Annotated in this window: 19 protein-coding genes; 18 read left to right on the top strand and 1 reads right to left on the bottom strand. The window is 73.0% G+C overall.

Features of this window, described 5'->3' with window-relative positions:
* Positions 1 to 115 precede the first annotated feature (115 nt).
* From ACZ7L0_RS37420 to ACZ7L0_RS37370, 11 genes are all read left to right on the top strand, one after another.
* Positions 116 to 1,357 (top strand): macrolide family glycosyltransferase, encoded by a 1,242-nt coding sequence (locus ACZ7L0_RS37420; protein WP_471247036.1) that lies wholly within the window; start codon positions 116 to 118, stop codon positions 1,355 to 1,357.
* Positions 1,354 to 2,595, top strand: a complete 1,242-nt coding sequence (locus tag ACZ7L0_RS37415; protein WP_471247035.1) for a cytochrome P450 family protein — start codon at positions 1,354 to 1,356, stop codon at positions 2,593 to 2,595. The genes ACZ7L0_RS37420 and ACZ7L0_RS37415 overlap by 4 nt, the downstream gene beginning before the upstream one ends.
* Before the next feature lie 22 nt (positions 2,596 to 2,617).
* Positions 2,618 to 3,619 (top strand): ATP-binding cassette domain-containing protein, encoded by a 1,002-nt coding sequence (locus ACZ7L0_RS37410; RefSeq protein WP_471247034.1) that lies wholly within the window; start codon positions 2,618 to 2,620, stop codon positions 3,617 to 3,619.
* Complete coding sequence (locus tag ACZ7L0_RS37405) at positions 3,616 to 4,452, top strand: ABC transporter permease (RefSeq protein WP_471247033.1); 837 nt, start codon at positions 3,616 to 3,618, stop codon at positions 4,450 to 4,452. The genes ACZ7L0_RS37410 and ACZ7L0_RS37405 overlap by 4 nt, the downstream gene beginning before the upstream one ends.
* 34 nt (positions 4,453 to 4,486) lie before the next feature.
* Positions 4,487 to 5,554, top strand: a complete 1,068-nt coding sequence (locus tag ACZ7L0_RS37400) for a glucose-1-phosphate thymidylyltransferase (RefSeq protein WP_471247032.1) — start codon at positions 4,487 to 4,489, stop codon at positions 5,552 to 5,554.
* 184 nt (positions 5,555 to 5,738) lie between these two features.
* Positions 5,739 to 6,881 (top strand): nucleotide disphospho-sugar-binding domain-containing protein, encoded by a 1,143-nt coding sequence (locus tag ACZ7L0_RS37395; RefSeq protein ID WP_471247031.1) that lies wholly within the window; start codon positions 5,739 to 5,741, stop codon positions 6,879 to 6,881.
* A 169-nt stretch (positions 6,882 to 7,050) separates the two neighbouring features.
* A complete protein-coding gene (locus ACZ7L0_RS37390) occupies positions 7,051 to 8,922 on the top strand; it encodes a hypothetical protein (RefSeq protein WP_471247030.1) in 1,872 nt (623 codons plus the stop codon).
* The gene (locus ACZ7L0_RS37385) at positions 8,915 to 10,930 is read left to right on the top strand and encodes a TOMM precursor leader peptide-binding protein (RefSeq protein ID WP_471247029.1); all 2,016 of its coding nucleotides are present in this window, start codon (positions 8,915 to 8,917) and stop codon (positions 10,928 to 10,930) included. The genes ACZ7L0_RS37390 and ACZ7L0_RS37385 overlap by 8 nt, the downstream gene beginning before the upstream one ends.
* Positions 10,931 to 10,941: 11 nt before the next feature.
* The gene (locus ACZ7L0_RS37380; protein WP_471247028.1) at positions 10,942 to 12,474 is read left to right on the top strand and encodes a SagB/ThcOx family dehydrogenase; all 1,533 of its coding nucleotides are present in this window, start codon (positions 10,942 to 10,944) and stop codon (positions 12,472 to 12,474) included.
* Positions 12,471 to 14,099, top strand: coding sequence for a SagB family peptide dehydrogenase (locus ACZ7L0_RS37375; protein ID WP_471247027.1), 1,629 nt, complete (start codon positions 12,471 to 12,473; stop codon positions 14,097 to 14,099). Before ACZ7L0_RS37380 ends, ACZ7L0_RS37375 begins: the two co-directional genes overlap by 4 nt.
* Positions 14,100 to 14,119: 20 nt before the next feature.
* Positions 14,120 to 15,292: an NAD(P)/FAD-dependent oxidoreductase gene (locus ACZ7L0_RS37370; RefSeq protein WP_471247026.1), complete on the top strand. Its 1,173-nt coding sequence runs from the start codon at positions 14,120 to 14,122 to the stop codon at positions 15,290 to 15,292.
* Between the two features lie 51 nt (positions 15,293 to 15,343).
* On the opposite strand, the gene ACZ7L0_RS37365 is transcribed toward ACZ7L0_RS37370, so the two are convergent.
* Entirely contained in the window at positions 15,344 to 16,003 is a 660-nt protein-coding gene (locus ACZ7L0_RS37365; RefSeq protein WP_471247025.1) for a LuxR C-terminal-related transcriptional regulator, read from the bottom strand.
* Positions 16,004 to 16,324: 321 nt separating this feature from the next.
* Between ACZ7L0_RS37365 and ACZ7L0_RS37360 the strand changes: the two genes are divergently transcribed.
* From ACZ7L0_RS37360 to ACZ7L0_RS37330, 7 genes are read left to right on the top strand one after another with little or no spacing between them, the layout of a single operon-like run.
* Entirely contained in the window at positions 16,325 to 17,575 is a 1,251-nt protein-coding gene (locus ACZ7L0_RS37360) for a cytochrome P450 family protein (RefSeq protein WP_471247024.1), read from the top strand.
* Complete coding sequence (locus tag ACZ7L0_RS37355; protein ID WP_471247023.1) at positions 17,572 to 18,618, top strand: methyltransferase; 1,047 nt, start codon at positions 17,572 to 17,574, stop codon at positions 18,616 to 18,618. Before ACZ7L0_RS37360 ends, ACZ7L0_RS37355 begins: the two co-directional genes overlap by 4 nt.
* 29 nt (positions 18,619 to 18,647) lie before the next feature.
* On the top strand, positions 18,648 to 19,610 hold the full coding sequence (locus tag ACZ7L0_RS37350) for a diiron oxygenase (RefSeq protein WP_471247022.1): 963 nt from the start codon (positions 18,648 to 18,650) through the stop codon (positions 19,608 to 19,610).
* Entirely contained in the window at positions 19,607 to 20,137 is a 531-nt protein-coding gene (gene dcd, locus ACZ7L0_RS37345; protein WP_471247021.1) for a dCTP deaminase, read from the top strand. Before ACZ7L0_RS37350 ends, dcd begins: the two co-directional genes overlap by 4 nt.
* Positions 20,134 to 20,661 (top strand): dCTP deaminase, encoded by a 528-nt coding sequence (locus ACZ7L0_RS37340; RefSeq protein ID WP_471247020.1) that lies wholly within the window; start codon positions 20,134 to 20,136, stop codon positions 20,659 to 20,661. Before dcd ends, ACZ7L0_RS37340 begins: the two co-directional genes overlap by 4 nt.
* The gene (locus ACZ7L0_RS37335) at positions 20,658 to 21,761 is read left to right on the top strand and encodes a glycosyltransferase family 4 protein (RefSeq protein ID WP_471247019.1); all 1,104 of its coding nucleotides are present in this window, start codon (positions 20,658 to 20,660) and stop codon (positions 21,759 to 21,761) included. Before ACZ7L0_RS37340 ends, ACZ7L0_RS37335 begins: the two co-directional genes overlap by 4 nt.
* Before the next feature lie 26 nt (positions 21,762 to 21,787).
* A complete protein-coding gene (locus tag ACZ7L0_RS37330) occupies positions 21,788 to 22,456 on the top strand; it encodes an HAD family hydrolase (protein WP_471247018.1) in 669 nt (222 codons plus the stop codon).
* Positions 22,457 to 22,459 lie beyond the last annotated feature (3 nt).

Raw genomic sequence — 22,459 nt, 5'->3', positions numbered from 1 at the left:
ACTCCTCGTTCGGGGCCCGGGTGCGGGAGATGCGCGGGCACATCCAGCGGGCCGGTGGAGCCCCCGCAGCGGCCGACACCATCGAATCCCTGCTGGTGCGGGCTGAGGTGGGACGGTGAGTGGTCTCCGCCAGGCCGGTGGGCCCCACCCGGCGCACATCGCGTTCTTCGCTCTGCCCGGACACGGCCATGTGAACCCGGCGCTCGGCGTCGCCGAGGAGCTGACGCGGCGCGGGCACCGGGTGAGCTTCGCGACGACCGCCCGGTTCGCCGCCGCCGTGGCCGGGACCGGGGCGAGGCCGCTGCTCTACGAGTCCACGATGGACGGGCTGCCGGCCGACGACGGCGCCGGAGACCGCTCGGACCGGTTCGGCAGCGCCGACCTCGCGAAGGTGCTGCGCGATCTGCTGCGCGAGACCGTGGCCGTACTCGGGCCGCTGGACCGTGCGTTCGCGGCGGACCGGCCCGATCTGGTGGTGTACGACGACCCGTCCGGATGGGCGGCCCGCCTGGCCGCGGCACGACGGGGCATCACGGCGCTGCCGTACCGCACGACCTTCGCGGCGAGCGCCGACTGGTCGCTGGCCAGTGTCCGGACCGAGGTCGATCCGCTGCACCCGGAGGTCATGCGCGTCTTCCACGGTGTCGCCAAGCTGCTGGACCGGGTGCGGGTCCCCTTCGGGCCCAAGGAGCTGATGACCGGGAGCGAGTCGGGTCCGGCGCTGGTGTTCATCCCGCGCGAGTTCCAGTTCCGAGGCGAGACGTTCGGCGACGACGTCCACTTCGTAGGGCCCTGCCTCGGACGGCGGGTCACGGACGGGGTGTGGAGTCGGCGGGCGGGTGGTGAACGGCCGTTGGTGTTGGTGTCGTTGGGGACGATCCACAACGATGATCTGGGGTTCTTCCAGACGTGTGTGGATGCCTTTGCCGGGTTGCCGTGGGATGTGGTGATGGCGGTGGGGGACCGGGTCGATCCCGCGCGGCTGGCGGGGGTGCCTGGGCATGTGGAGGTGCGGGCGCATGTGCCGCAGCTTCGGGTGTTGCGTGAGGCGGATCTGTTCGTGACGCATGCCGGGATGGGCAGTGTGATGGAGTCGCTGTCGTTCGGGGTGCCGATGGTGGCGATTCCGCAGATGAGTGAGCAGCGGGCCAACGCGGACCGGGTGGCGGAGCTGGGTCTGGGGGTGATGCTGCACCGGAGCGGGGTGACGGCCGACGGTCTGCGGCAGGCGGCGCTGGGGGTACTGTCCGACTCCTCGTTCGGGGCCCGGGTGCGGGAGATGCGCGGGCACATCCAGCGGGCCGGTGGAGCCCCCGCAGCGGCCGACACCATCGAATCCCTGCTGGATCCCCGGTGACCCCGCCGACCGAGATCGACACGCCCGCCTTCTTCGCCGATCAGCACGCCTACTACTCCCGGCTGCGCGAGAGCCCGGGCCCCCGGCTCGTGCGCAACCCGCAAGGCCTCGACTACTGGCTGATCACCCGGCACGCCGACGCCAGGGCCGTGCTGCTCGACCCCCGGTTCTCCAAGGACCCCAGGTTCGCCGAAGAGGCGCTGAGTTCCGCCGGGTACGGCGTCTCCGGCGCCGACAGCTTCTTCCTGCCCCTGGTCAACAGCGACCCTCCGGACCACACCCGGCTACGGCGGCTGATCTCGGGTGCGTTCACCCCGCGCCGGGTGGAGGAGCTACGGCCACGGGTCGAACGGCTCACCCGGGAACTCCTCGACGCGGTCCCTGACGAGGACGGCGTCGACCTGATGGCGGCGCTGGCCTTCCCGCTGCCGGTCCTGGTGATCAGCGAGCTGCTCGGGGTACCGCACCGCAGCCGGGGCGCGCTGCTGACCTGGGCCACCCGGATGCTCACCGTGTCCGGCAACGGATCAGGGCCCGCGGAGCGCACCCGCAGACTGCACCGCTGGTTCGCCTCCCTCGTTGCCGCGAAGCGTCCCCACGTCCGCACCGATCTGCCCCAGGAGGAGCAGCCCGACCTGCTCGCGGCCCTCGTGGTGGCGCACGACCGGGGGCAGCGCCTCGACGACGAGGAACTCGTCGGCCTGCTGGTGCTGCTGCTCGTGGCGGGCCACGAGACGACGACGGGGATGATCGGCAACGCGGTCGACGCCCTGCTGCGCCATCCCGACCAGCTCGCGCTGTTGCGCGACCGTCCCGAGCTGCTGCCCTCCGCCGTGGACGAACTCCTGCGCTACGAGGCGTCGTTGGCGCGGACCACGCTGCGGGTGGCACGGGAGGACGTGCGGGTCGCCGGCACCGTCATCCCGGCCGGCAGCGTCGTCAGCGTGGCGCTCTCGGCGGCCAACCGGGACCCGGAGGCCTTTCCCGAGCCCGACCGGCTCGACCTCACCCGGGCCCGCGGCCCCCATCTCTCCTTCGGCCACGGCATCCACTTCTGCCTGGGTGCGCCGCTCGCCCGGCTCCAGACCGAGACCGTCCTCGCCGTACTGCTCGACCGCTGCCCGGAGCTGGCCGCGGCCGATCCGAGCGCACCCCCGCTGTGGCGGCCCGTCGGGGACATGCGCGGGCTGCTGACGCTGCCGGTGCGGTTGCGCCCCGCCGCCCGAACCCGACCGTAAGTCTTCGTCCCGAGGAGAACCCGTGCCCCCACCCCCGCTCGACGCCCCCGCGATCGAGGTGCGCGCCCTGTGCAAGGCGTTCGGGGCGACGCCCGCCCTGGGCGGAGTCGACCTCACCGTCGCACCCGGAACCGTCTGCGGACTGCTCGGGCCCAACGGCGCGGGGAAGACCACGCTGGTCCGGATCCTGGCGACCCTGTCCCTCCCCGACGGCGGAACCGCCCGCGTGGCCGGGCACGATGTCGTCCGGCACCCCGCTCGGGTGCGCGGAAGCGTCGCGCTGACCGGACAGTACGCCTCGGTGGACGAGGTGATCAGCGGGCGGGACAACCTGGAGATGTTCGCCCGGCTGTACCGGATGCGCGGAGCCGCCGCACGGCGACGGGCCGAGGAGCTGCTGGAGCGGTTCGGGCTGACGGAGGCGGCCGAGCGGCCGGTGCGCACCTACTCCGGCGGGATGCGCCGGCGGCTCGACCTCGCGGTCGGGCTGGTCGTCCCGCCCGCGGTGATGTTCCTCGACGAGCCCACGACCGGCCTCGATCCACAAAGCCGGGGTGGTCTGTGGGAGAGCGTGCGGGAGCTGGTCCGGGCCGGGACGACCGTGCTGCTGACCACGCAGTACCTGGACGAGGCCGACCACCTCGCCGGCCGGATCGCCGTGCTGAACGACCCGGACGGCACCGGCGGCCGCGTTGTCGCCGAGGGCACCCCCTTCGAGCTGAAGTCCGCGCTCGGCGGGGAGTCCATCGACCTCACCGTCCGCCACGCCGGACAGCGCGGCCGGGCCGCCGAGATCCTGGCCCGAGCCGGCGGCCGGGATCCCGGCACCGGCGACGACCCCCGCCGGGTCACCCTGGCCCTCGGCGCGGACGCGGCGCCCGGCACGGCCGTGCTCGCCACGGCCCTGCGCGAACTGGAGTCCGCCGACATCGCCGTAGCCGATCTCACCCTGCGGCGGCCCACGCTGGACGAGGTGTTCCTGAACCTCATGCGCCGGCCGGACCGGAACCGGGAGTCTGTGTGAACTCCCCTTCCTCACCCACCACTTGGCACACCGCCGACGAACCCCTGCTGTCCCGGCTGCGCTGGTGCGCCGGGGACGCGGCGACGGTCGCCCGGCGCTATCTGCTGCACCTGCGCAGCGCCCCGGAGCGGGCCGTGACGGCCCTGGTGATCCCGCTGCTCTTCACCCTGCTGTTCGTCTACGTGCTCGGCAGCAACATGCGGCCGCCCGGCGGTGGCGCGTACGTCGACTTCCTGATGCCCGGCATGCTCGCGCAGATGGCCGTGTTCGGCATCGCCGCCAGCGCGGCGGTGGTGGCCGAGGACAAGGAGCGGGGGATCACCGACCGCTTCCACTCGCTGCCCATGAGCCGCACGGGTGTACCCGTCGGGCAGTCCCTCGCCGAGTGCCTCGGCGGGGTCATCACCCTGGCGCTGATGGCCGGTTGCGGGCTGCTGGTCGGCTGGCGCCCGACCGGGGTCGTGCCGGGGCTCGCCCTGCTGCTCCTCGCCCGCTACGCCTTCAGCTGGCTGGGGATGTGGATCGGCCTGGTCATGCCCTCCCGGTCGGCGACCGACCTGGTCGGCATGCTGATGTTCCCGCTCACCATGATCTCCAACATCTTCGTGCCCACCGAAGGGCTGCCCACCGTGCTGCGGCTGCTCGCCGACTGGAACCCGGTGAGCGCGGTCGTGTCGGCCGTACGGGAGCTGTTCGGCAACACCGTCGCCGTACCCGCCGACGCCGCCTGGCCGATCACGCACCCGATCGCCGCCACGCTCGGCTGGTCCCTGCTGCTGCTCGTGGTCTTCGGCCCGCTCACGGTCGCCGCGTTCCGCGCGCCGCGGCACTGAGCAGCCGGACACATCGAGCATCGAAAGGAGCCTCGTGAAAGCCCTCGTGCTGGCGGGCGGCGCGGGCACGCGACTGCGCCCGATCACCCACACCTCCGCCAAACAGCTCGTCCCCATCGCCAACAAGCCCGTCCTCTTCTACGGCCTCGAAGCCATCGCCGACGCCGGGATCAAGGACGTCGGGGTGATCGTCGGCGACACCGCCGCCGAGATCCGGCGGGCTGTCGGCGACGGTTCCGGCTTCGGGCTGCGGGTGACCTACCTTCCCCAGCCCCGGCCGCTCGGCCTCGCCCACGCCGTACTCATCGCCCGGGACTTCCTCGGTGACGACGACTTCCTGATGTACCTCGGCGACAACTTCATCGTCGGCGGCATCGGCGCGCTGCTCGACGCGTTCCGCACGCACCGACCGGACGCCCAGCTGCTGCTGACCCGGGTCCCCGACCCCAGTGCCTACGGCGTCGCCACGCTCTCCGCCGACGGACGCGTCACGGACCTCCGGGAGAAGCCGGAGCGGCCCGCGAGCGATCTCGCCATCGTCGGTGCCTACCTGTTCACCCCCGCCGTCCACGCGGCCGTCCGCGCCATCGCCCCTTCCGAGCGGGGCGAGCTGGAGATCACCGACGCGCTGCGGCTGATGCTCGCGCAGGGCCGGGACATCCGCCCGACCGTCATCACCGGGTACTGGAAGGACACCGGCACCGTCGCCGACATGCTGGAGGCCAACCGCAGTGTCCTGGAGGTGCTCGAACCCGCCGTCGAGGGCAGCGTCAGCGCCGACAGCGAACTCGTCGGACGGGTGAAGGTGTGCGCGGGAGCGGTCGTGCGGGGTTCCCGGATCGTGGGCCCGGCGCTGATCGGCGCCGGATCGGTCATCGTCAACTCCTATGTGGGACCGTCCACTTCCATCGCCGAGCACTGCCGGATCGAGGACAGCGAGATCGAGTTCTCCATCGTGCTGAGCGAAGCGACCATCACCGGCGTGCGCCGGATCGACGCCTCCCTCATCGGCTGCCACGTCCAGGTCGCGCCCGCGCCCCGCGTGCCCACCTCGCACCAGCTGGTGCTCGGCGACCACAGCTCCGTGCGGATCGCCTCATGACGCGCCACCTCGTCACCGGAGCGGCCGCCCACTCCCGCGACATCCTCCGCCGGGGCCCGAGCGCACACCCGCGTGCTCCGCACCCGGACGTCACCCGCCCGAAGTCCCCTTCGAACCGGTTCTTGCCGAGACCGTCGACCACTACCGCCGGCTCATCGAGCACCCGGCGAGAGAGAAGTGACCCGTGCGTGTCCTGTTCGCAGCCTTTCCCGTCGCGGCCCGTGCCTTCCCGGTGCCCCCGCTCGCCTGGGCGCTCCAGAACGCCGGCCACGAGGTGCGCGTCGCCACCCACCCGGACCTGGTGCGCGCGGTGACCGAGGCGGGGCTCGCGGCCGTCCCGGTGGGACAGGGCGAGGATCTCGCCGCGCTGACCGACCTCAGCCGCAACCCCGCCCTGGCCGGCCACCCCGGAGGCGGACTGCACATCGGTCCGGGGGACTGCCCCGACTGGGGCGCCCAGTGGTACCGGACCACCCGCGCCTTCGCGGCCTTGCGCCCCCTGCTGGAGGAGCTCACGGGCACCGTCGTCCGCTGGCGGCCCGACCTGGTGCTGTGGGACCCCTTCTGCCTCCCGGCCGCCGTCGCCGCCCGCGTCGGCGGCGCCGCCCACGCCCGGCTGCTGTGGGGCCGCGACAACATCGCCTGGCTGCGCGGGCGTGCGGCGCGCTACCGGGACCAGGCCCCCAGCGACGGCTTCCCGGAGCCGCTGGAGGAGACCATGCAGCAGCTCCTCGAACCCTACGGACTGCCCTACGCCGAGGAACTGGTCCTCGGCCAGTGGACCGTCGACCCCATGCCGCCCGGGATGCGGCTGTCCGCGCCGGGCGTCCGGTACGAGAACGTGCGCTGGGTGCCCTACGGCGGTGGCGGCAGCGTCCCCGAGCGGCTGCGCGGCCGGCCGCTGCGCCCGCGGGTCTGGGCGGCGGGGGAGGAGCTCGCCGACGCCCTGCGGGAGCTGGACATCGAGCTGGTCGGCCCGTCGGACGTCCCCTGGGCGCGGGTTCTGCCCAGCTGCGCGGCGGTCGTCCACCACGGCGGTGCCGAGGTCTTCGCGTCGGCCGCCGCGGCGGGCGTGCCCCAGCTGATCGTGCCGGAGCCGGCCTGGGACGAGGAGGCGGCGGCCGTACAGCTCGTACGCAAGGGCGCCGGAGTCGCCCTCCGGCGAGGGGAATCGAACCCCGAGTCGCTGCGGGCGGCTCTGCGGTCGGTTCTCCAGGACTGCCGGGAGGGCGCCGCCGTCTGGCGCGACGAGCTGGCGCGGCTTCCGGGACCCGCCGAACTCGTCCCGGTGCTGGAGGAGCTGACCCGCCATCACCAGCGGATCTGAGACCCCGGGCCCCACAGCAGTGGGAGACCCGGTCCGGCCGCCTCTTCTCGGCGGAGGCAGGAATGCAGACTGCCGACGGACGACCGGGGCGGGGGCCCGCTGACACGATCGACCTCACGACTCGCCCGGGGCGCGCACGCCCGACCAGCAGAATGCGGAGTCCTCCACCATGCAGAGCAGGATCGCGGCCATGCGCCCGCGGATGAGAACCGGCGTCTTCTTCACCCCCACCCCCGAAGGGGACGGCGTGCTGCTGTCCAAGGGCAGCGACATCGTCACCCTCCAGGGCGCCTCGACCTACGCGTGGCTGGAGAAGCTGTCTCCGCACCTCGACGGCAGACACAGCGTCGGCGACCTCACCGCGAGCATGCGGCCCGCGACCCGGCAGATGGTCGAGCGGCTTGTCGGCGCGCTGCACGAGGCCGGACTGGTCCGCGATGTCGGCGAGGACGAGGAACACACCCTGTCGGGTCCCGAGTTGGAGGCGTACGCCACCGAGATCGCCTTCGTCGAGTCCTTCCGCTCCTCGCCCGCGCTGCGCTTCCAGCGGTACCGCCGTACCCGGCTCCTGGTCCTCGGAGCGGGCGCGGTGCTCTGCGCCACCGTGGAGGGAGCCCTGCTCACGGGTGTGGCCCGGGTCTCGGCCCTGACCACCGGTGGGGAGGAGCCGGGGGTGGACATGCGGCTCAAGGAACTCGCCGACGAGGCCCGGGACCGTGCGGTGGCACAGCACCTGGACCACGGATCGCTGGACGTCACCGACACGGCGGCGCTGTGGCACGCGGTCGAGGCCGCCGACCTCGTCCTGTACGCGGCCGACCGCACCGCTCCCGGGCACCTCACGGCCGTCGACCGCGCCTGCGCGGAACTCGGCCGGACCCTGATCGCCGTGACTCTTTTCGGCGAGGAGGCCTGGATCGGGCCGGTGTGCCCGGCGGACCGTCCGGCGATGCGCTGGGAGCGGCTGTGGCGGAGACTGGGCAGCCCGGTGGCCCAGACGCGGAGCGACCTGCTGACCGGGCCCGTCCCGGGCATTGTCGCCAACCACCTGGTGTTCCGCGCCTTCGAGCACGTCACCGGGGTCGCGGAGGAGGACACCGCGGCGGCCGGTGCCGTTCGCGTCGACCTGGAGACGCTTCAGACGTCCGTCCACCGGCTCGCCGAAGCGCCGGACGCCTCCGACGGCGGCGAACTCGCCGAACGCGTCGTCGCGTTGACCGACGAGCGGCTCGGGGTGCTGGGGCCGGTGTCCGAGGGGCACTACGAGCAGTTCCCGCTGCGGGTCGTCCGCGTCGCTGTCGCCGACCCCGGGCGCCCCGGGGAGTCCTTCCCGGTGTGGGGCGCGGGAGCCGACTTCGCGCAGGCCCAGGACGCCGCGCTGCGGCACGGACTGGCCGCGTACGCCGTCCGCGCCGGCGCGCTGTCGGCGGACGGCCCGGTGACCGGGTTCGCGGCGGCGGACGGCACGGTCCGGGACGTGCCGGCGGACGAGGTCTTCGGGCATCACCCCGTCGGCACGGGCGCCGGTGCGACATGGGACGACGCCGTGGAGCGGGCGCTGCTGGACCATCTCGTGCGACGGCTGCCCAAGCGGCGGGAGCCGGTGGCACCCGCCGACCTCCAACTAGACGACCGGGCAGGCCACTTGCGCGACCTTCTGCTCACCACGGGCGAGGACCTGTCGGCGTTCGCGCTCCGGGCTCCCGCCGGGGTCAGCGCCTACGCCTTCCGCCTCGGTGACGCGCAGACCGGGCTGACCGAGCTCGGGGCCGGCTTCACCCCCGCCGAGGCCGCCGCGTCCGGCCTGGGGCGCCTGCTGCTGGCCCACCAGGCCCACACGCACGACCAGACCGAGTACGCGCCCTCGCCCGAAGTGTCCCTGTGGGCCCCCTCCGAGGGCGCCGGCGGGGAACGGCACCGCCCGCTCGTCGAGGCCCTGCGCGCCGACGGACTCGAACCCGTCGTCGTACCGCTGGACCAGGACCCGGTCGTGCACGCCGTACTGCCGCATCTCGTGCGGGTGGTGCTGCTCGATGCGTGAGCACCCCACCGGCCCGGTCGCCCTGCTCGGTGACGGCGGACTGCTCGACCAGGCCACCGCCGCCGTCCTGGCCCGCTCCTTTCCGCTGGTGCGGCCGGACCGCGGCGCGCTCGCCGACGCGCTCGGCTCCTGCGCCGCCGTCCTGGTGGCCTCGGACACCGCCGACACGACCGGCCACGCCGAGATCCGCAAGGCCGCGGAGGCGGCCGGGGTCCCCTGGATCCCGCTGAACACCGAGGCGGACGCCATCCATGTCGGACCCGTCGTCGGGGACGCCTGCCCGACCTGCGCCGACTGGCGCCGCCGCCTCGCCCGCGACAAGGCCCAGCACCACGAGACCCTGCGCGCCCGCCACGGCACCACCCTGTCCGCCCGGCTCACGCCACTGCGCACCCGGACGGCGGCGGCCCTGGCGGCCGAGCTCGCCGTCGGCCTCCTGCGGTCGACCCTGACCGGCGCACCCCCGCCGCAGGACGCCGCCGACCGCGCGGGCACCGTCGAGGGCCGCCGGCCGGACGACCGGTTCCTCCGCGTCGAACTCGCCTCGCTCGCCGTCAGCTCCCACCGCTACCTGCCGTACACGCTCTGCGCGGACTGCGGCGGTCTGCCCCCCGACGGTCCCGAGGCGGCACGGATCGCCCCGGCCGCCCGCCCCAAGCCCGCGCCCGACGTCTTCCGGGTGCAGAACGTCGTGGCGCGCGAACGGGAGTTGTACGACATCTATGTGGACCGCGCCGCCGGTGTCGTACCGTCCGTGGACGACGAGCGGGGCGGGCCGTTGCCGCGCGCGGTGGCCCCGCTCAGCTCCCTGCGCGGCAACAACTCGCAGCACGGGTGGGGCCGTACGACCGACTACCGCACCTCCCGGATCACCGCCGTCCTGGAGGCACTGGAGCGGTTCGGCGGGGAGCAGCCACGGGGGCGGCGCACCACGGTCACGGCGAGCAGGCGCGAGCTGGGCGAACGCGCCGTGGACCCCCGCACCTTCGGGCTCTACCCCGACGACCGCCACGACCTGCCCGGCTTCCCCTACATCCGGTACGACGAGGACCTGGTGATGCCCTGGGTATGGGGCTGGTCCTTCGCCCGCGCAGAGCCGGTGCTGATCCCCGAGCGGTACGCCTACTACGCGGCGCACAGCCACGACGACCCGCGCTTCGTCTACGAGATCTCCAACGGCTGCGCCATGGGCGGCTGTCTGGAGGAGGCCGTCCTGTGCGGGCTGCTGGAGGTGGCCGAACGGGACGCCTTCCTGATGACCTGGTACGGACAGATGCCGATCCCGCGCGTCGACCCGGACTCCGCGCGGGACCGCTCGATCCCCATGATGATCGAGCATCTGCGCCAACGGACGGGGTACGAGGTCCGCCTCTACTCGGCCACCCTGGAACAGGGCGTCCCGTGCTTCTGGGCGGTCGGTCTCGACACGCTCGGCGACCCGGGCAGACCGCGCGTCCTGTGCGCGGGCGGCTCCGCGCTGCTGGCCGAGAAGGCCGTCGTCAACGTCCTGCACGAGACGGCGCATCTGCTGGAGCACGCCAAGATCTACGACGCGGCGGAGCGGGAACGCGCCGCGCGCATGGTGCGCGACCCGTCCCTGGTGAAGGTGATGGGCGACCACTCCGTGCTCTACAGCCACGAGGACGCCTTCGACCGGTTCGACTTCCTGCTGGGGGAGCGCGAGGCACGGCCGTTCGCGAGCTTCGAGGAGCAGTGGCGGTGGCCCGCGCACACCGATCTGCGGGCGGACCTGGAGGAGATGCTCCGCCGCTATCTGGACCGGGGCCTGGACGTCCTGGTCGTGGACCAGACGACGCCGGAGCACCGGGCGGGCGGCTTCGCCTGCGTCAAGGTGATGGTGCCGGGCACCCTGCCGATGACGTTCGGGCATCAGAACCGGCGGGTCGACGGCATCCCGCGGCTGCTGACCGTGCCGTACGACCTCGGCCACCGCGACCGTGTGCTGACGCCCGAGGACATCAACCCCCACCCCCACCCGTTCCCGTGAGGACTCCGCGGATGACTGCTGTCGAAGGGGCCGACCGGGCCCCCGAGCCGCCCGGCGCACGGTACTGGCACCGGTCCCTGCACGCCTACGCCGACCTGATCGGGCAGGGGCCGGGCGGCCGGGAGGGCGCGCCGGAGGAACCGGAGCGGTTCACCCGCCACGGCTCGCTGCCCCGGTATCCGCTGCCGTCGCCGCCCCGGACGCTCGGCACGCTGAGCCAGGCCCTCGGCGACGGCACCGGGAGCCCGCCCGCGCCGAGCGCCCGCCTCCACTCCGCGCTGCTCCACTACACCTGCGGCGTGCTGCGCACCGAGTTCGGCCCCACCGCCCGCTGGCCCTACCACCGGGCCGCCCCCTCCGCCCGCTGCTTCGCGCCGGTGGAGACGTACCTGTGGACGCCGGGCCACGACGGACTGCCCGCGGGCGTCTACGCTTACGACCCCGCGCACCACGCCCTCGTCCTGCTGCGGGACGGCGACTTCCGCGCCCTGATCGGCGCGGCGCTCGGCACGGACCTGGAGGGTGCGGTGGGCGTACTGCTGCTGTCCACGGTCTTCTGGCGCACGGCGTTCCGGTACGGGGCGTACGCGTACCGGCTGTGCGCGCAGGAGACGGGTCTGGTGGCCGGCAACGCGCTCATGGTCGCGGGCGCGCTCGGCGTGCGGGGACAGCTGCGGCACCAGTTCCTCGACGGGCCGCTGGAGCGGCTGATCGGGGCCTCGCGTCCGGAGGAGAGCGTGGCCGCGGTGGTGCCGTTGTACGCGGGGCACACCGGCGCCGATGCGGTGTCCCGCGAGGGGGAGGCGGCGTTGACGCCGCCTCCCGGTCGTCCCGCCACCGGTGTCGGCGCGCTCACGGACCTCGTCGAGCTGGACACCGCCGCCCGCCTCACCGACACGGCGTCCATCGCCCGGCTGCCGCACGAGGAGCACGCGCTCGCCGCACCCGCCCCGGCCGGGGAACTCGCCGAGTGTCTGCGCGCACGCACCTCGGGCGCACCGGTGTTCCACCCGGAGCCGCGGCCGGTGCCGGTGGCCGCCGTGCTCGACGCCGTCCTGCCCGCCTTCACGCCGTACGACTCCGACGCCGTGCCGGAAGGTTCCGGGCCGCCCGTGCGGGCACACCTATGGACGGTCGATGTGACCGGGGCCGAGGACGGAGTGCACGAGGTGACCCCGCACGGTCTGCGGCACCTCGGTCCCGCCCACGCAGCCGGCCTCGGTCTCGAGGCGGCCAACATCGACTACCGCACGGTGAACGCCGTCGTCTTCCTGTCGGTCCCCGCCCACCGGGGTCAAGTGGCCTTCGGCGACCGGGGGTTCCGGGTGCTGCACCACGAGGCCGGCGTCGTCGCGCAGCGGCTGTGCGTGCTGAGCGCCCGGTCCGGGCTCGCCGCGCGGATCCACAACGGCTACGCCGCCGGACCGCTCGCCCGCGCGCTGTGTCTGCCGCCGGGCCACGAGCCGGTGTTCCAGGTCGCCCTCGGCACCCCCGGCGACGACGAGCGCTATCTGATGCCCGTACCGCACTGGAGGGTCGCATGACGTCCTCGACAGCCTCGGCCGCCCTGCAGTACCTGGACTCCGGCCACCAGCCGCCGGACGCCCTGCCCGCGGCCGACCCGCTCCGGCTTCCGCCGGTCCACAAGCGGTACCCGTCAGCGCGCCGTCGGCCGTTGCCGGACCGACGGGATCCCCGGGACACAGAACCGCTCCGGCGTCTGTCCTGGCTGCTGCACCGGGCGGGCGGACTGACCCGGATGCGCTGGATGAGCGGCATCATGCCGATCGGCCTCGGCGGTTCCGCCGCCCGCCCAAGGCTGCTGTCACCCGGCCGTACCGCCGCCGCCTCCGGCTCCCGCTACCCCGTGGAGCTCTACCTCGCGCATCCCGCCCTGGACGGCCTCCCCGCCGGACTCTCCCACTACGACCCGGTCCACCACGCCCTGGAGCACCTGCGCGCGGACGACCGGCGTCACCTGGTCACGTCCCTGCTCGCCGAACCGCCTCCAGAGGAACCGGAGTTCGTCCTGCTGCTGAGCTGCGTGCTGTGGCGCAACATGGCCAAGTACGGAGTGTTCGGCTACCGCCTCCAGAGCCTCGACGTCGGGGTGGCGGCCGCGCAGACAGTGGCCGCGGCCGAGGCGACGGGCCTGACGGCGACCGTCCATCTGCGCTACGAGGACGCCGCGTTGGACGAACTGCTCGGGTTCTCCTCCTTCGCGGAGAGCGTGTTCGCGGTGATCACCCTGCAGCGGCCGGACGCACCCGCAGCGGCGCCTTTCACAGGCCGTCACGCCGGGCTGCCCGCCGCCGGGCCGGGCCTGGGCCCTGCCACCGATGTGCCCGTCGCGGGGTCCGGCCCGGGCCCCGTCACCGAGATCGCCGACGCCGAGCCCGGCCCGGACCCCGTCACCGAAGTGCCTGTGGCCGTGCCGGGCCCGGTCCCCATCACCGAGATCCCCGCCCTGGCCGAGGCCGCCGCCCTGCACGCCGCCATCCGGCGGGCCGCACCGGGGGACTTCGGCGACCGCCCCGCCCCCTGGCCGCTCCCCGACGGCCCCCGGCACGCCCTGCCCCCCGCCGCCCTCGACCTCGCAGGCGGCTTCCCGGGCCGCCGCACGGCGTACGGCTTCCGGCCGGCCCCGGTGCCCGAGCGGACGCTCGCCGCCCTCCTCGCCGCCGCGGGGACCCCGTTGACCGGGGTGGAGGTCCCGGTTCAGCTCGCCGGACTGCTCCAGCGGGTCCCGGAGGTGGAGACGGGCGCGTACCTCTACGACGCCGAGGCCCACGCGCTGACCGGCACCCGGTGGGCCGACGCCGCACGGGACGTGCTCGCCGCGGCCAAGAGCCCCATGCTGGCCGACGAATGCCGTACCGCCACCGCGGTCCTCGCGGTCTGCGGCGATCCGCGCGGCGGGGTCGAGCGCTGCGGGGACCGCTGGTACCGGGCGCAGAACATCGCCGCCGGTGCCACAGCCCAGCGGATCGCGCTGGCCGCTGCGGCCGTCGGCCTGGAGAGCCATGTGCACTGCGACTTCGACCCCGCGGGTGTGCGGTCGGCCCTCGGTCTGACCACGTGTCCGCTCCAGCCACTGGTGCTGGTGACCGTGGGCCCCCGCGCACCGGACCGCACCGACCCGCACCTGCCCCTGCGAGCCGGTTTCTGAACAGAAGGAGCACCCGACTCATGGAGTCCTACGACGTGGTGGTGGCCGGCGCGCGCAGCGCCGGTGCCTCGACCGCGCTGCTGTTCGCGCGGGCCGGGTACCGGGTCCTGCTGCTGGACCGGGCGGCTTTCCCCAGCGACACCCTCTCCACCCAGCACATCCACCGGCCCGGACTGCGGCTGCTCCGGCGCTGGGGGCTGCTGGACCGGCTCGCCGCGACCGGCTGCCCGCCGGTGCGCCGGATCTCCTACACGCTCCAGGACGTCCGGCTCGCCGGTCCGGTCCCAGTGGAGGAGGGCATCGACGCGGTGTACGCGCCGCGCCGGTACGTCCTGGACAGCATGCTGATCGACGCGGCCGTCGAGGCCGGGGCCGAGTTCCGGCAGGGTCACACCGTCACCGGGATGCTCGCCGAGGGGGGCCGGGTGACCGGGGTGCGCTGCCGGACCGGCCGGGGCGAGAGCACGGTGCGGGCCCGCCTGGTGGTGGGGGCCGACGGGATGCGCTCGACGCTGGCGGGCCTGTGCGGGGCGGCGGTGGAGCGGGAGGACACCCCGCTCACCTGCGTCTACTACGGCTACTGGGAGGGGCTGCCCGCACAGTTCGAGGTGTACGAGCGGACCGGACGGCTCATCGGCGTGGTCGGCACTCATGACGAACTCACCCTGGTGGCCGCCTACTTCCCGCAGGCGGAGTTCCAGGACATACGGCGGGACGCGGACCGCGCCTACCGGGAGGCGATCCGGACCACCGCCCCCGACCTGGCCGAACGCGCCTTGTCGGCACGGCGCGTGGAACGGCTGCGCGGCACCGGCAGCCAGCTCAACCACATCCGTACGGTCAGGGGGCCGGGCTGGGTCCTGGTCGGGGACGCCGGATGCCACAAGGACTCCATCACCGGGACCGGCATCAGCGACGCCTTCGAACAGGCCGCGCTGCTCGCCGGGTCGGTCGGCGCGGGGCTGCACGACGACAGGGAGCTGGAGACCGCCCTGGACCGCTATGCCGACGGTCACCGACGGTTGATGGAGCCGCGCTACCGGACCGCCCTCGACACCGCTCGGCTCGAAGTGACCCAGGAGAGGCTGGAGTTCACCCGATGGATCGCGAGCGACCCGGCGTCCGCGAACGCCTTCCTGTCGGTGGCGGTGAGCCATGTCGACGCGGCCGAACTGCTCCCCGCGGCGGGCTGAGGACGGTGCCGGCGTCGGTCGCTGCCACCGACACCGCCCCCGGCCGCCGGATCAGGCCGCGCAGGGGCGGACCAGACCCGTCTCGTACGCGAGGATCACGGCCTGGGTGCGATCGCGCAGGCCGAGCTTTTGGCAGAGGTGATAGAGGTGGGACTTGACCGTCGCCTCGCTCAGCGACAGCATCTTGGCGATCACCAGGTTGGAGTGGCCGTTCGCGACGAGTGACAGCACATCGCGCTCCCTGGTGGTGAGCAGCTCGAGCTGCGCGGAGCCCGCGAATGCGGTCACCTCGGGTGAGCGGTTGAGCAGTCTGCCGATCAGCTGCACGGCGTTCGGTGACTTCAGGACCATCGCGCCGCCGGCGACGTCACGGATGGCGGCGGGCAGGATCCGCGGGGCGCAGTTGCCCGGGAGTAAGCCGCGCACCCCGCCCTTGAGCGCCGACAACAGCTCGGCCTGCTCGGTCCTGGAGCTGAGCATGAGGACGCCCGGCGCGTTGTCCGGGGCCATTCTCCGCAGACTGCGCGCCATGGCGATGCCGTCCACGGCGTCCGCGTCGTGGTTGATGAGTGCTACATGCGGGCGCAGGCTCTGCACCGCGGCGAGCATCTCCTGGCCGTCGAGGGCCTCGCCCACCACGCTGATGTCCGGTTCTCTCTCCAGGACGCTGACCATGCCCGCTCGCATCAGATGCCGTGGGTCGCAGATCACGACCCGTATACAGTCAGCCCCAGTTGTGTTCGTCATGCTGTGAAATAACCCCCATGAGTGCATGAATCCCGAAGACGGACATACGGGAAACGGGCACGGACCGATGGTCTGGACCACGCGTCTCGTTGTGCAGAGTACTGACAGGTCGCCGGAAAGATCTAGCCGCATTCGATCCCGGCTTCACAGCCCCAGGCGACGACCGGTGGAGGCGGAGTCGGAAGCTCAACCCCCAGTCTGAGAAGCAAATCCGGTCCAGGGGCGGACGACACCTTCCGGCCACGGTGCGAAGGTGATCCGGTCGGTCGACCCAGGGGGGAACAGGTGCAGACCAAGCCGGATCTCGAACCGCTGCTCGATTTCAGCCCGTACCGGCTGCTCACCGAACCGGACGCGGTCCACCAGCGGATGCGCACGGAACCACCGGTCCGCCTGGTACGGGAGGAGAGCGGCTTCACCTACTGGCTGATCTCCGGGTACGCCGAGGCCCGCCAGGCCCTGCGCGCCCCCGGACTCTCCAACGACCCGCGCCGTCTCGGTCATCCCGTCGACACCGCGAACGCCTACTCCCCGATGGCCAACAACGATCCGCCGCACCACACCCGGCTGCGCGGTCTCGTCTCCCACGGCTTCACCCGCCGTCGGATCAACGCGCTGGCGGCGAGGGCCGAGGCCGTCACCGGCGAACTCCTCGACACCCTCGCGCCCACCGGGCGTGCGGACGTCATCGCCGACCTCGCCTTCCCGCTGCCCGTGCTGGTCATCTGTGAGCTGCTCGGCGTGCCCACCCGGGACCGGGACGTCCTGCGCACCTGGGCCGCGCGCACCCTGTCCACCGCCGTCGGACCGCGCACCCGCGAGGAGCGCTCCCGCCGGCTGCGCGCCTACTTCACCCGGCTCGTCGCGGCCAAACGCGCCGCCGTACGACCGGACCTGGCGCCGGACGAGCAGCCCGATCTGCTCAGCGCCCTCATCGTGGCCCAGGAGCAGCGCAGCAGCCTCGACGAGGACGAACTCATCGGCCTGGCCGTGCTGCTGCTCGTCGCCGGACACGAGACGACCACCAACCTCATCGGCAACGGCCTGCTCACCCTGCTGCTCCACCAGGACCAGCTGACCCTGGTCCGTGACGACCCGGCGCTGCTGCCGTCGGCGGTGGAGGAACTGTTGCGCTACGAGGGATCGGCGGGCCAGTCCGCCCTCCGGGTCGCCGTCGACGACGTGGTCATCGGCCAGACCCTGATCCCCCGCGGTTCGGTCGTCAACATCGGCCTGTCCCTGGCCAACCGGGACCCCAGCACCTTCCCGGACGCGGACACCCTGGACGTACGGCGCACGGCCAACCCCCATCTGGCCTTCGGGCACGGCATCCACTACTGCCTCGGCGCCCCGCTGGCCCGGATGCTCGCGACCACGGCACTCGGAGCGCTGCTCGGCCGCTTCGACGGACTGCAACTGGCCGTCCCGGCGGATGAGTTGCGCTGGCGCCAGATCAGCATCCTGTGCGGGCTGACCGCACTGCCCATCTCCTTCGCTCCTGTTCATCCAGTTCGTCCAGAAACGAGTGGCACGTGAACACGATCGACCCGATGGCGGCAGCCCACCTCTACCGCCTCGCCTTCGGTTTCATTCCCGCCCAGATGATCCACGCCGCCGCCCGGCTGCGGCTCCCCGACCTGCTCGCCGCGCAGCCCCTGACGATCAAGGAGCTGGCCGAGCGGACCGGGACCCGGGCCCCGGCGCTGCGCCGTCTGCTGCGGGGCCTGGCCACCCTCGGGGTGGTGGAGCAGGAGGACGAGGACGTCTTCCGGCTGGCCCCGGCAGGCGACCTGCTCCGCTCGGACGTGCCGGGCTCCGTCCGCCCGATGCTGATGCCCTACTTCAGCGAGGCCGTCTGGGCCTCCTGGGGACGGTTCACCGAGTGTCTGCGCACCGGACGGCCCTCCGTGGAGTCGGTCACCGGAGGCTCGGTCTTCGACCTGTTCGCGGCCGATCCGGAGCTGGGCGCTGAGTTCCACGCCGCGATGGCGGTCAGCGGCGGCGCGGAGGCCCAGGCGCTCGCCCGGTCGTACGACTTCGACGGCGTCAAGACCGTCGTGGACGTCGGCGGCGGCAACGGCGCCCTGCTCGCCGGGGTGCTCGCGCACCACTCCCACCTGCGCGGGATCCTGGTCGACACCCCGGTGGGGGTGGCCGCAGCCCCGGACGTCCTCGCCGCCGCGGGCGTCGCGGACCGGTGCGAACTGGCCGCCCAGGACTTCCTCACCGCCGTGCCCGAGGGCGGCGACCGCTACGTGATCAAGAGCGTGCTGCACGACTGGGACGACGAGACCTGCGTGACGATCCTCCGCAACTGCCGCCGGGCCATGGCGGACCCGGCTCGGGTACTGATCGTCGAGGTCGTCGCACCACCCGTCGCGGACACCACGACCGACCCCTTTCTCACCGTCAGCGACCTCAACCTGATGGTCCTGACCCACGGCCGAGAGCGTACCGAGCGGGAGTTCACCGAGCTCCTCGACGCCGCCGGCCTCGAGCTGACACAGATCGGCGCGCCCCTCGGCTTCAGCGGATACCGGGTCATCGAGGCCCGCCCCACCGCCGGACCGGCCGAATGACGCGGCAAGACAACGGAGGAACACAAGAGTTGGGAACCATCGAGGAAGCCACCGGCCAGGTCGGCCCCGGCACGCTCCGCCGGCTGGCGGCGGCCTGGCCCCGCCGGGCCACCGTCCGCACCGACATGGAGAAGGTCACCGGAGCCGGGGAGTACGACCCCGAACTGCTCGACTACCCCGTCGCGCTGATGCCGTTCGGCGAGCACCCCGACTTCCGGGACGCCCCGGAGGACAAACGGCGCACGGTGAACACCCTGGGCTGGATCGCGTACAACGAACGCGTCGTGGCCGCCGAGGAGTTCGTCGTCAACCCCACCTTCGAGAAGCTCGGCCACGCCGTGTTCCCCGGGGTGGACCGCTTCGAGGTCAAGGAGATCGTGCGGCAGTCCCACATCGACGAGGTGTGGCACACGTACATGCACATGCTCGGCATGCAGCGCACCCGGGAGGCCCGGGGCATCACCGCCGAACCCGACTGCGGGCACCCCGTCACCAACCGGCTGCTGTACGAGGCGCAGGACGCCTCCGCCGAGCGCTGGGAGTCGGACCTGCTCTACCTGCTGTGGACCACGGTCGGCGAGGTCAGCGTCAACGCCTTCCTCGACCTGATGGCCCGGGACACCACCGTGCAGCCGCTGCACTCCACCATCGCCCGGCTGCACGCCCGCGACGAGTCGGCGCACGGCCCGGTCATGGTCGAGGTGATGAAGGACGTCTTCGTCAACCTCTCCACGTCCCAGCAGGACTTCTTCGTGGCGTCCCTGCCCGCCGGCATCAACGCCTTTTGCGCCGAGGACTTCGACTGGTGGCTGAAGGTCCTGGAGTTCGCGGGCATCCCCAAGGCCCGGGACATCGTCGAGGACTCCCGGGGCGGCGGGCAGGCGGACCTGCTCGTCACCGACTTCTCCGGGATCCTGCGCATGCTGCGGGAGCTGGACGTGGCGGACCGGGTGGACTTCGACTTCGAGGGCGCCGCGGGGAGGGCCGCGTGATCCTCACCGGCCCCGAGATCACCGAGGCCGCGAACGACGGCCGGATCGTCATCTCGCCGTTCAACCCGGCCCAGGTGAACCCCAACAGCTACAACGTCTGCCTCGGCGACCGGCTGCTGACCTACACCGACGAGATCATCGACCCCTACCGCCCCAACGCCACCCGGGAGATCGTCATCGAGGAGGACGGCTACGTCCTCAGACCCGACCAGCTCTATCTCGGGCACACCGTGGAACAGGTCGGCTCCGACCAGTACGTGCCGCTGCTCTTCGGGCGGTCTTCGGTCGGGCGGCTCGGGCTGTTCGTGGAGATCACGGCGCCCATCGGCGACATCGGCTTCCACGGCCAGTGGACGCTGATGCTCTCCCCGGTCCGGCCGCTGCGGGTGTACCCGGGGATGAAGATCGGCCAGATCATGTTCTTCGTGTCGCTCGGCGAGGTCGACCTCTACCGCGGCAAGTACCAGTCCTCGGCGGGCCCTCAGGAGTCCCGTTACTGGAAGGACGCGGCGGTGCCCACGACATGATCCTCACCCGCGAAGCCATCGCCACCGCCGTGGAGCGCGGCGACATCGTGATCGAGCCCTACGATCCCGAGCGGATCTCGCCGAACGCCTATGACTGGCACCTCGGGGACCGCATCCGGGTCTGCGAGGGCGACGAGCTGGACGCCGCCGCCGCGACCCGGGTCACCGAGCACGTCATCCCGCCCGAGGGCATGGTGCTGCGGCCGGGACAGCTCTACCTCGGCGTCACCCACGAGCGCACCCACTCCGAGCGCTACGCCCAGATGATCAACGGTGACCGCAGCCTCGGCGCGCTCGGTATCTGGGTCCATGTCTCCGCCCCGCTCGGACACGTGGGCCACGCCATCCGCTGGACCCTGGAGATCCGGGTGGCGCGGCCGGTGCGGGTCTATCCGCTGATGCCCTTCGGGAAGATCGTCTTCCTGGTCGCCGAGGGCGCGATGTCCAGCTACCAGAGACTGGGCCGCAAATACACCCGGACCAGCGGGATCGACATCTCGCGGCTGTACGAGGAGCTGCGGTGAGCGCGCCCCGGATCCTGACGGGACTCGACCTGCCCTGGGGGAGTCCGGGCGGCAGCGTCGAACTGCTCAAGGACCTGTACCTGGACCCGGACGGGCCGCTGGCGGCGAGCGCGTTCATGCTGACCCCCGGGATTGCGCACGCCACCGCGCCGCCCGGCGAATGCCCCCTCGCCCTGCTGGACGTCCCCGGCAAACAGCTCAGCGGTGAAGGCTTCTGGGCCTACGTCGACCGGCTGACGGACGCGGTCACCGCCCGCTTCCCGCACACCGAGCAGGACGTCGTCCACCTCCAGCACCTCGCCTTCGGCGCCACCCCGGCGTTGCTGCGGGGCTACCCCAAGCAGCCCGCCATCGGCCTGGTGCACGGCACGGACCTGCTGTTCGCCGCCGAGTACGAGACCCAGGGCGCGGTGCTGCGGGAGGCGGTCGAGGCGGCCCGCTCCCTGGTGGTGCCGACAGCCGGGATGGCCGACCAACTGCGCCGGCTGGCCCCGCAGACGGACAGCGGCCGTATCGTCCACATCCCCTGGGGCGTCCCGGACGCCCTGCTGGCCCAGCCGCCGGTCCGCGTCCCCCGGGAGGACGGGCCGCTCCGAGTGCTGTACGCCGGCCGGCTCACCGCCGAGAAGGGCGCCGCCGAACTGGTCGCCGCGCTGACCGGCGTACCCGGGGTGCGGCTCAGCATGGCCGCCCCGGTCGCCGAGTTCCAGCGGCTGGCCGGGGAACGGGACCTGTCGGCCGTACGGCACCTCGGGTGGCTGAGCCGCCAGGAGCTGTGGGCGGCGTTCGCCGAGCACGATCTGCTGGTGGTGCCGTCCGCGAAGCTGGAGGCGTTCGGTCTGGTGGCCGTGGAGGCGCAGGCGTGCGGGCTGCCGGTGGCGTACCAGCCGGTGCCGGGGCTGCGGGACGCGCTGGCCGACTCGGCGCTGCCCCTCGATCTCCTCGCCGATCCGCGGCGGGCGCTGGCCGAGCTGACCGGGCTGCGGGACGACCCCGGCGCGCTGGACGGGCTGCGCCGGTCAGGGTTCGCCAACGCGGCGCGCTTTCCGCTCTCCAGGACCGCCCGCGACCTTGCCGCCCTCTCCGCCCAGGTGTGGTGAGCCACCGCCCGACCGAAGGAACCGACATGTACACCGCCGCGCTGTTCGACCTCGACGGCACCCTGATCGACACCGAGCCCCGCAGCCACGAGGCGTGGTCGCGGCTCTTCCGCAACCACGGCGTCCCTCATGACGACGCCGTCATCCGGGGCTTCGCCGGACGGCCCCCTCGCGAGGCGCTGCTCGACCACCTGCCCCGCTTCCCCGGACTCACCGTGGACGAACTCTCCGCCGAGGCCCTCGCCTACACGACCCTCCCCGACATGCCCCCGGTAGCCCCGATCCCCGGCGCCCTCGAACTCCTCGCCCGGCTGAGGAAGTCGGGGGTCCCGCTCGGCCTGGTGACCTCGGGCTCCCGGGACTACGCCCGGCACGAACTCGGCGCGGTCGGGGCGCTGGACCTGTTCGACGTGCTGGTCACCTCCGACGACGTGAGCCGCGGCAAGCCCGATCCGGAAGGCTGCCTCACATGCTGTTCGGCGCTGGGTGTCTCGGCCTCCGACGTCGTGGTCTTCGAGGACGCCCCGGCCGGGGTCGCGGCGGCGAAGAGCGCCGGCGCCGACTGCGTGGCGATCACCTCCACCCAGTCCGCCGAGGCGCTGGCCGCGGCCGATCTGATCGTCCCCGATCTCACCGGGATGACCTGGCCGCCGCCGACGCCCGCCATGACCGCCGCGACCCGGACGGAGGTCTGAGCC

The organism is Streptomyces sp. NPDC039424 (assembly GCF_055639495.1).
Note: the sequence above shows the minus strand (reverse complement) of the source record. Positions and strands in the feature narration are given on the sequence as shown.

Coding starts and splice junctions, on each gene's coding strand:
- ACZ7L0_RS37330 (WP_471247018.1), top strand. CDS start 21,788: ATGTACACCGCCGCGCTGTTCGACCTCGACGGCACCCTGATCGACACC.
- ACZ7L0_RS37380 (WP_471247028.1), top strand. CDS start 10,942: ATGACTGCTGTCGAAGGGGCCGACCGGGCCCCCGAGCCGCCCGGCGCA.
- ACZ7L0_RS37390 (WP_471247030.1), top strand. CDS start 7,051: ATGCAGAGCAGGATCGCGGCCATGCGCCCGCGGATGAGAACCGGCGTC.
- ACZ7L0_RS37370 (WP_471247026.1), top strand. CDS start 14,120: ATGGAGTCCTACGACGTGGTGGTGGCCGGCGCGCGCAGCGCCGGTGCC.
- ACZ7L0_RS37375 (WP_471247027.1), top strand. CDS start 12,471: ATGACGTCCTCGACAGCCTCGGCCGCCCTGCAGTACCTGGACTCCGGC.
- ACZ7L0_RS37340 (WP_471247020.1), top strand. CDS start 20,134: ATGATCCTCACCCGCGAAGCCATCGCCACCGCCGTGGAGCGCGGCGAC.
- ACZ7L0_RS37385 (WP_471247029.1), top strand. CDS start 8,915: ATGCGTGAGCACCCCACCGGCCCGGTCGCCCTGCTCGGTGACGGCGGA.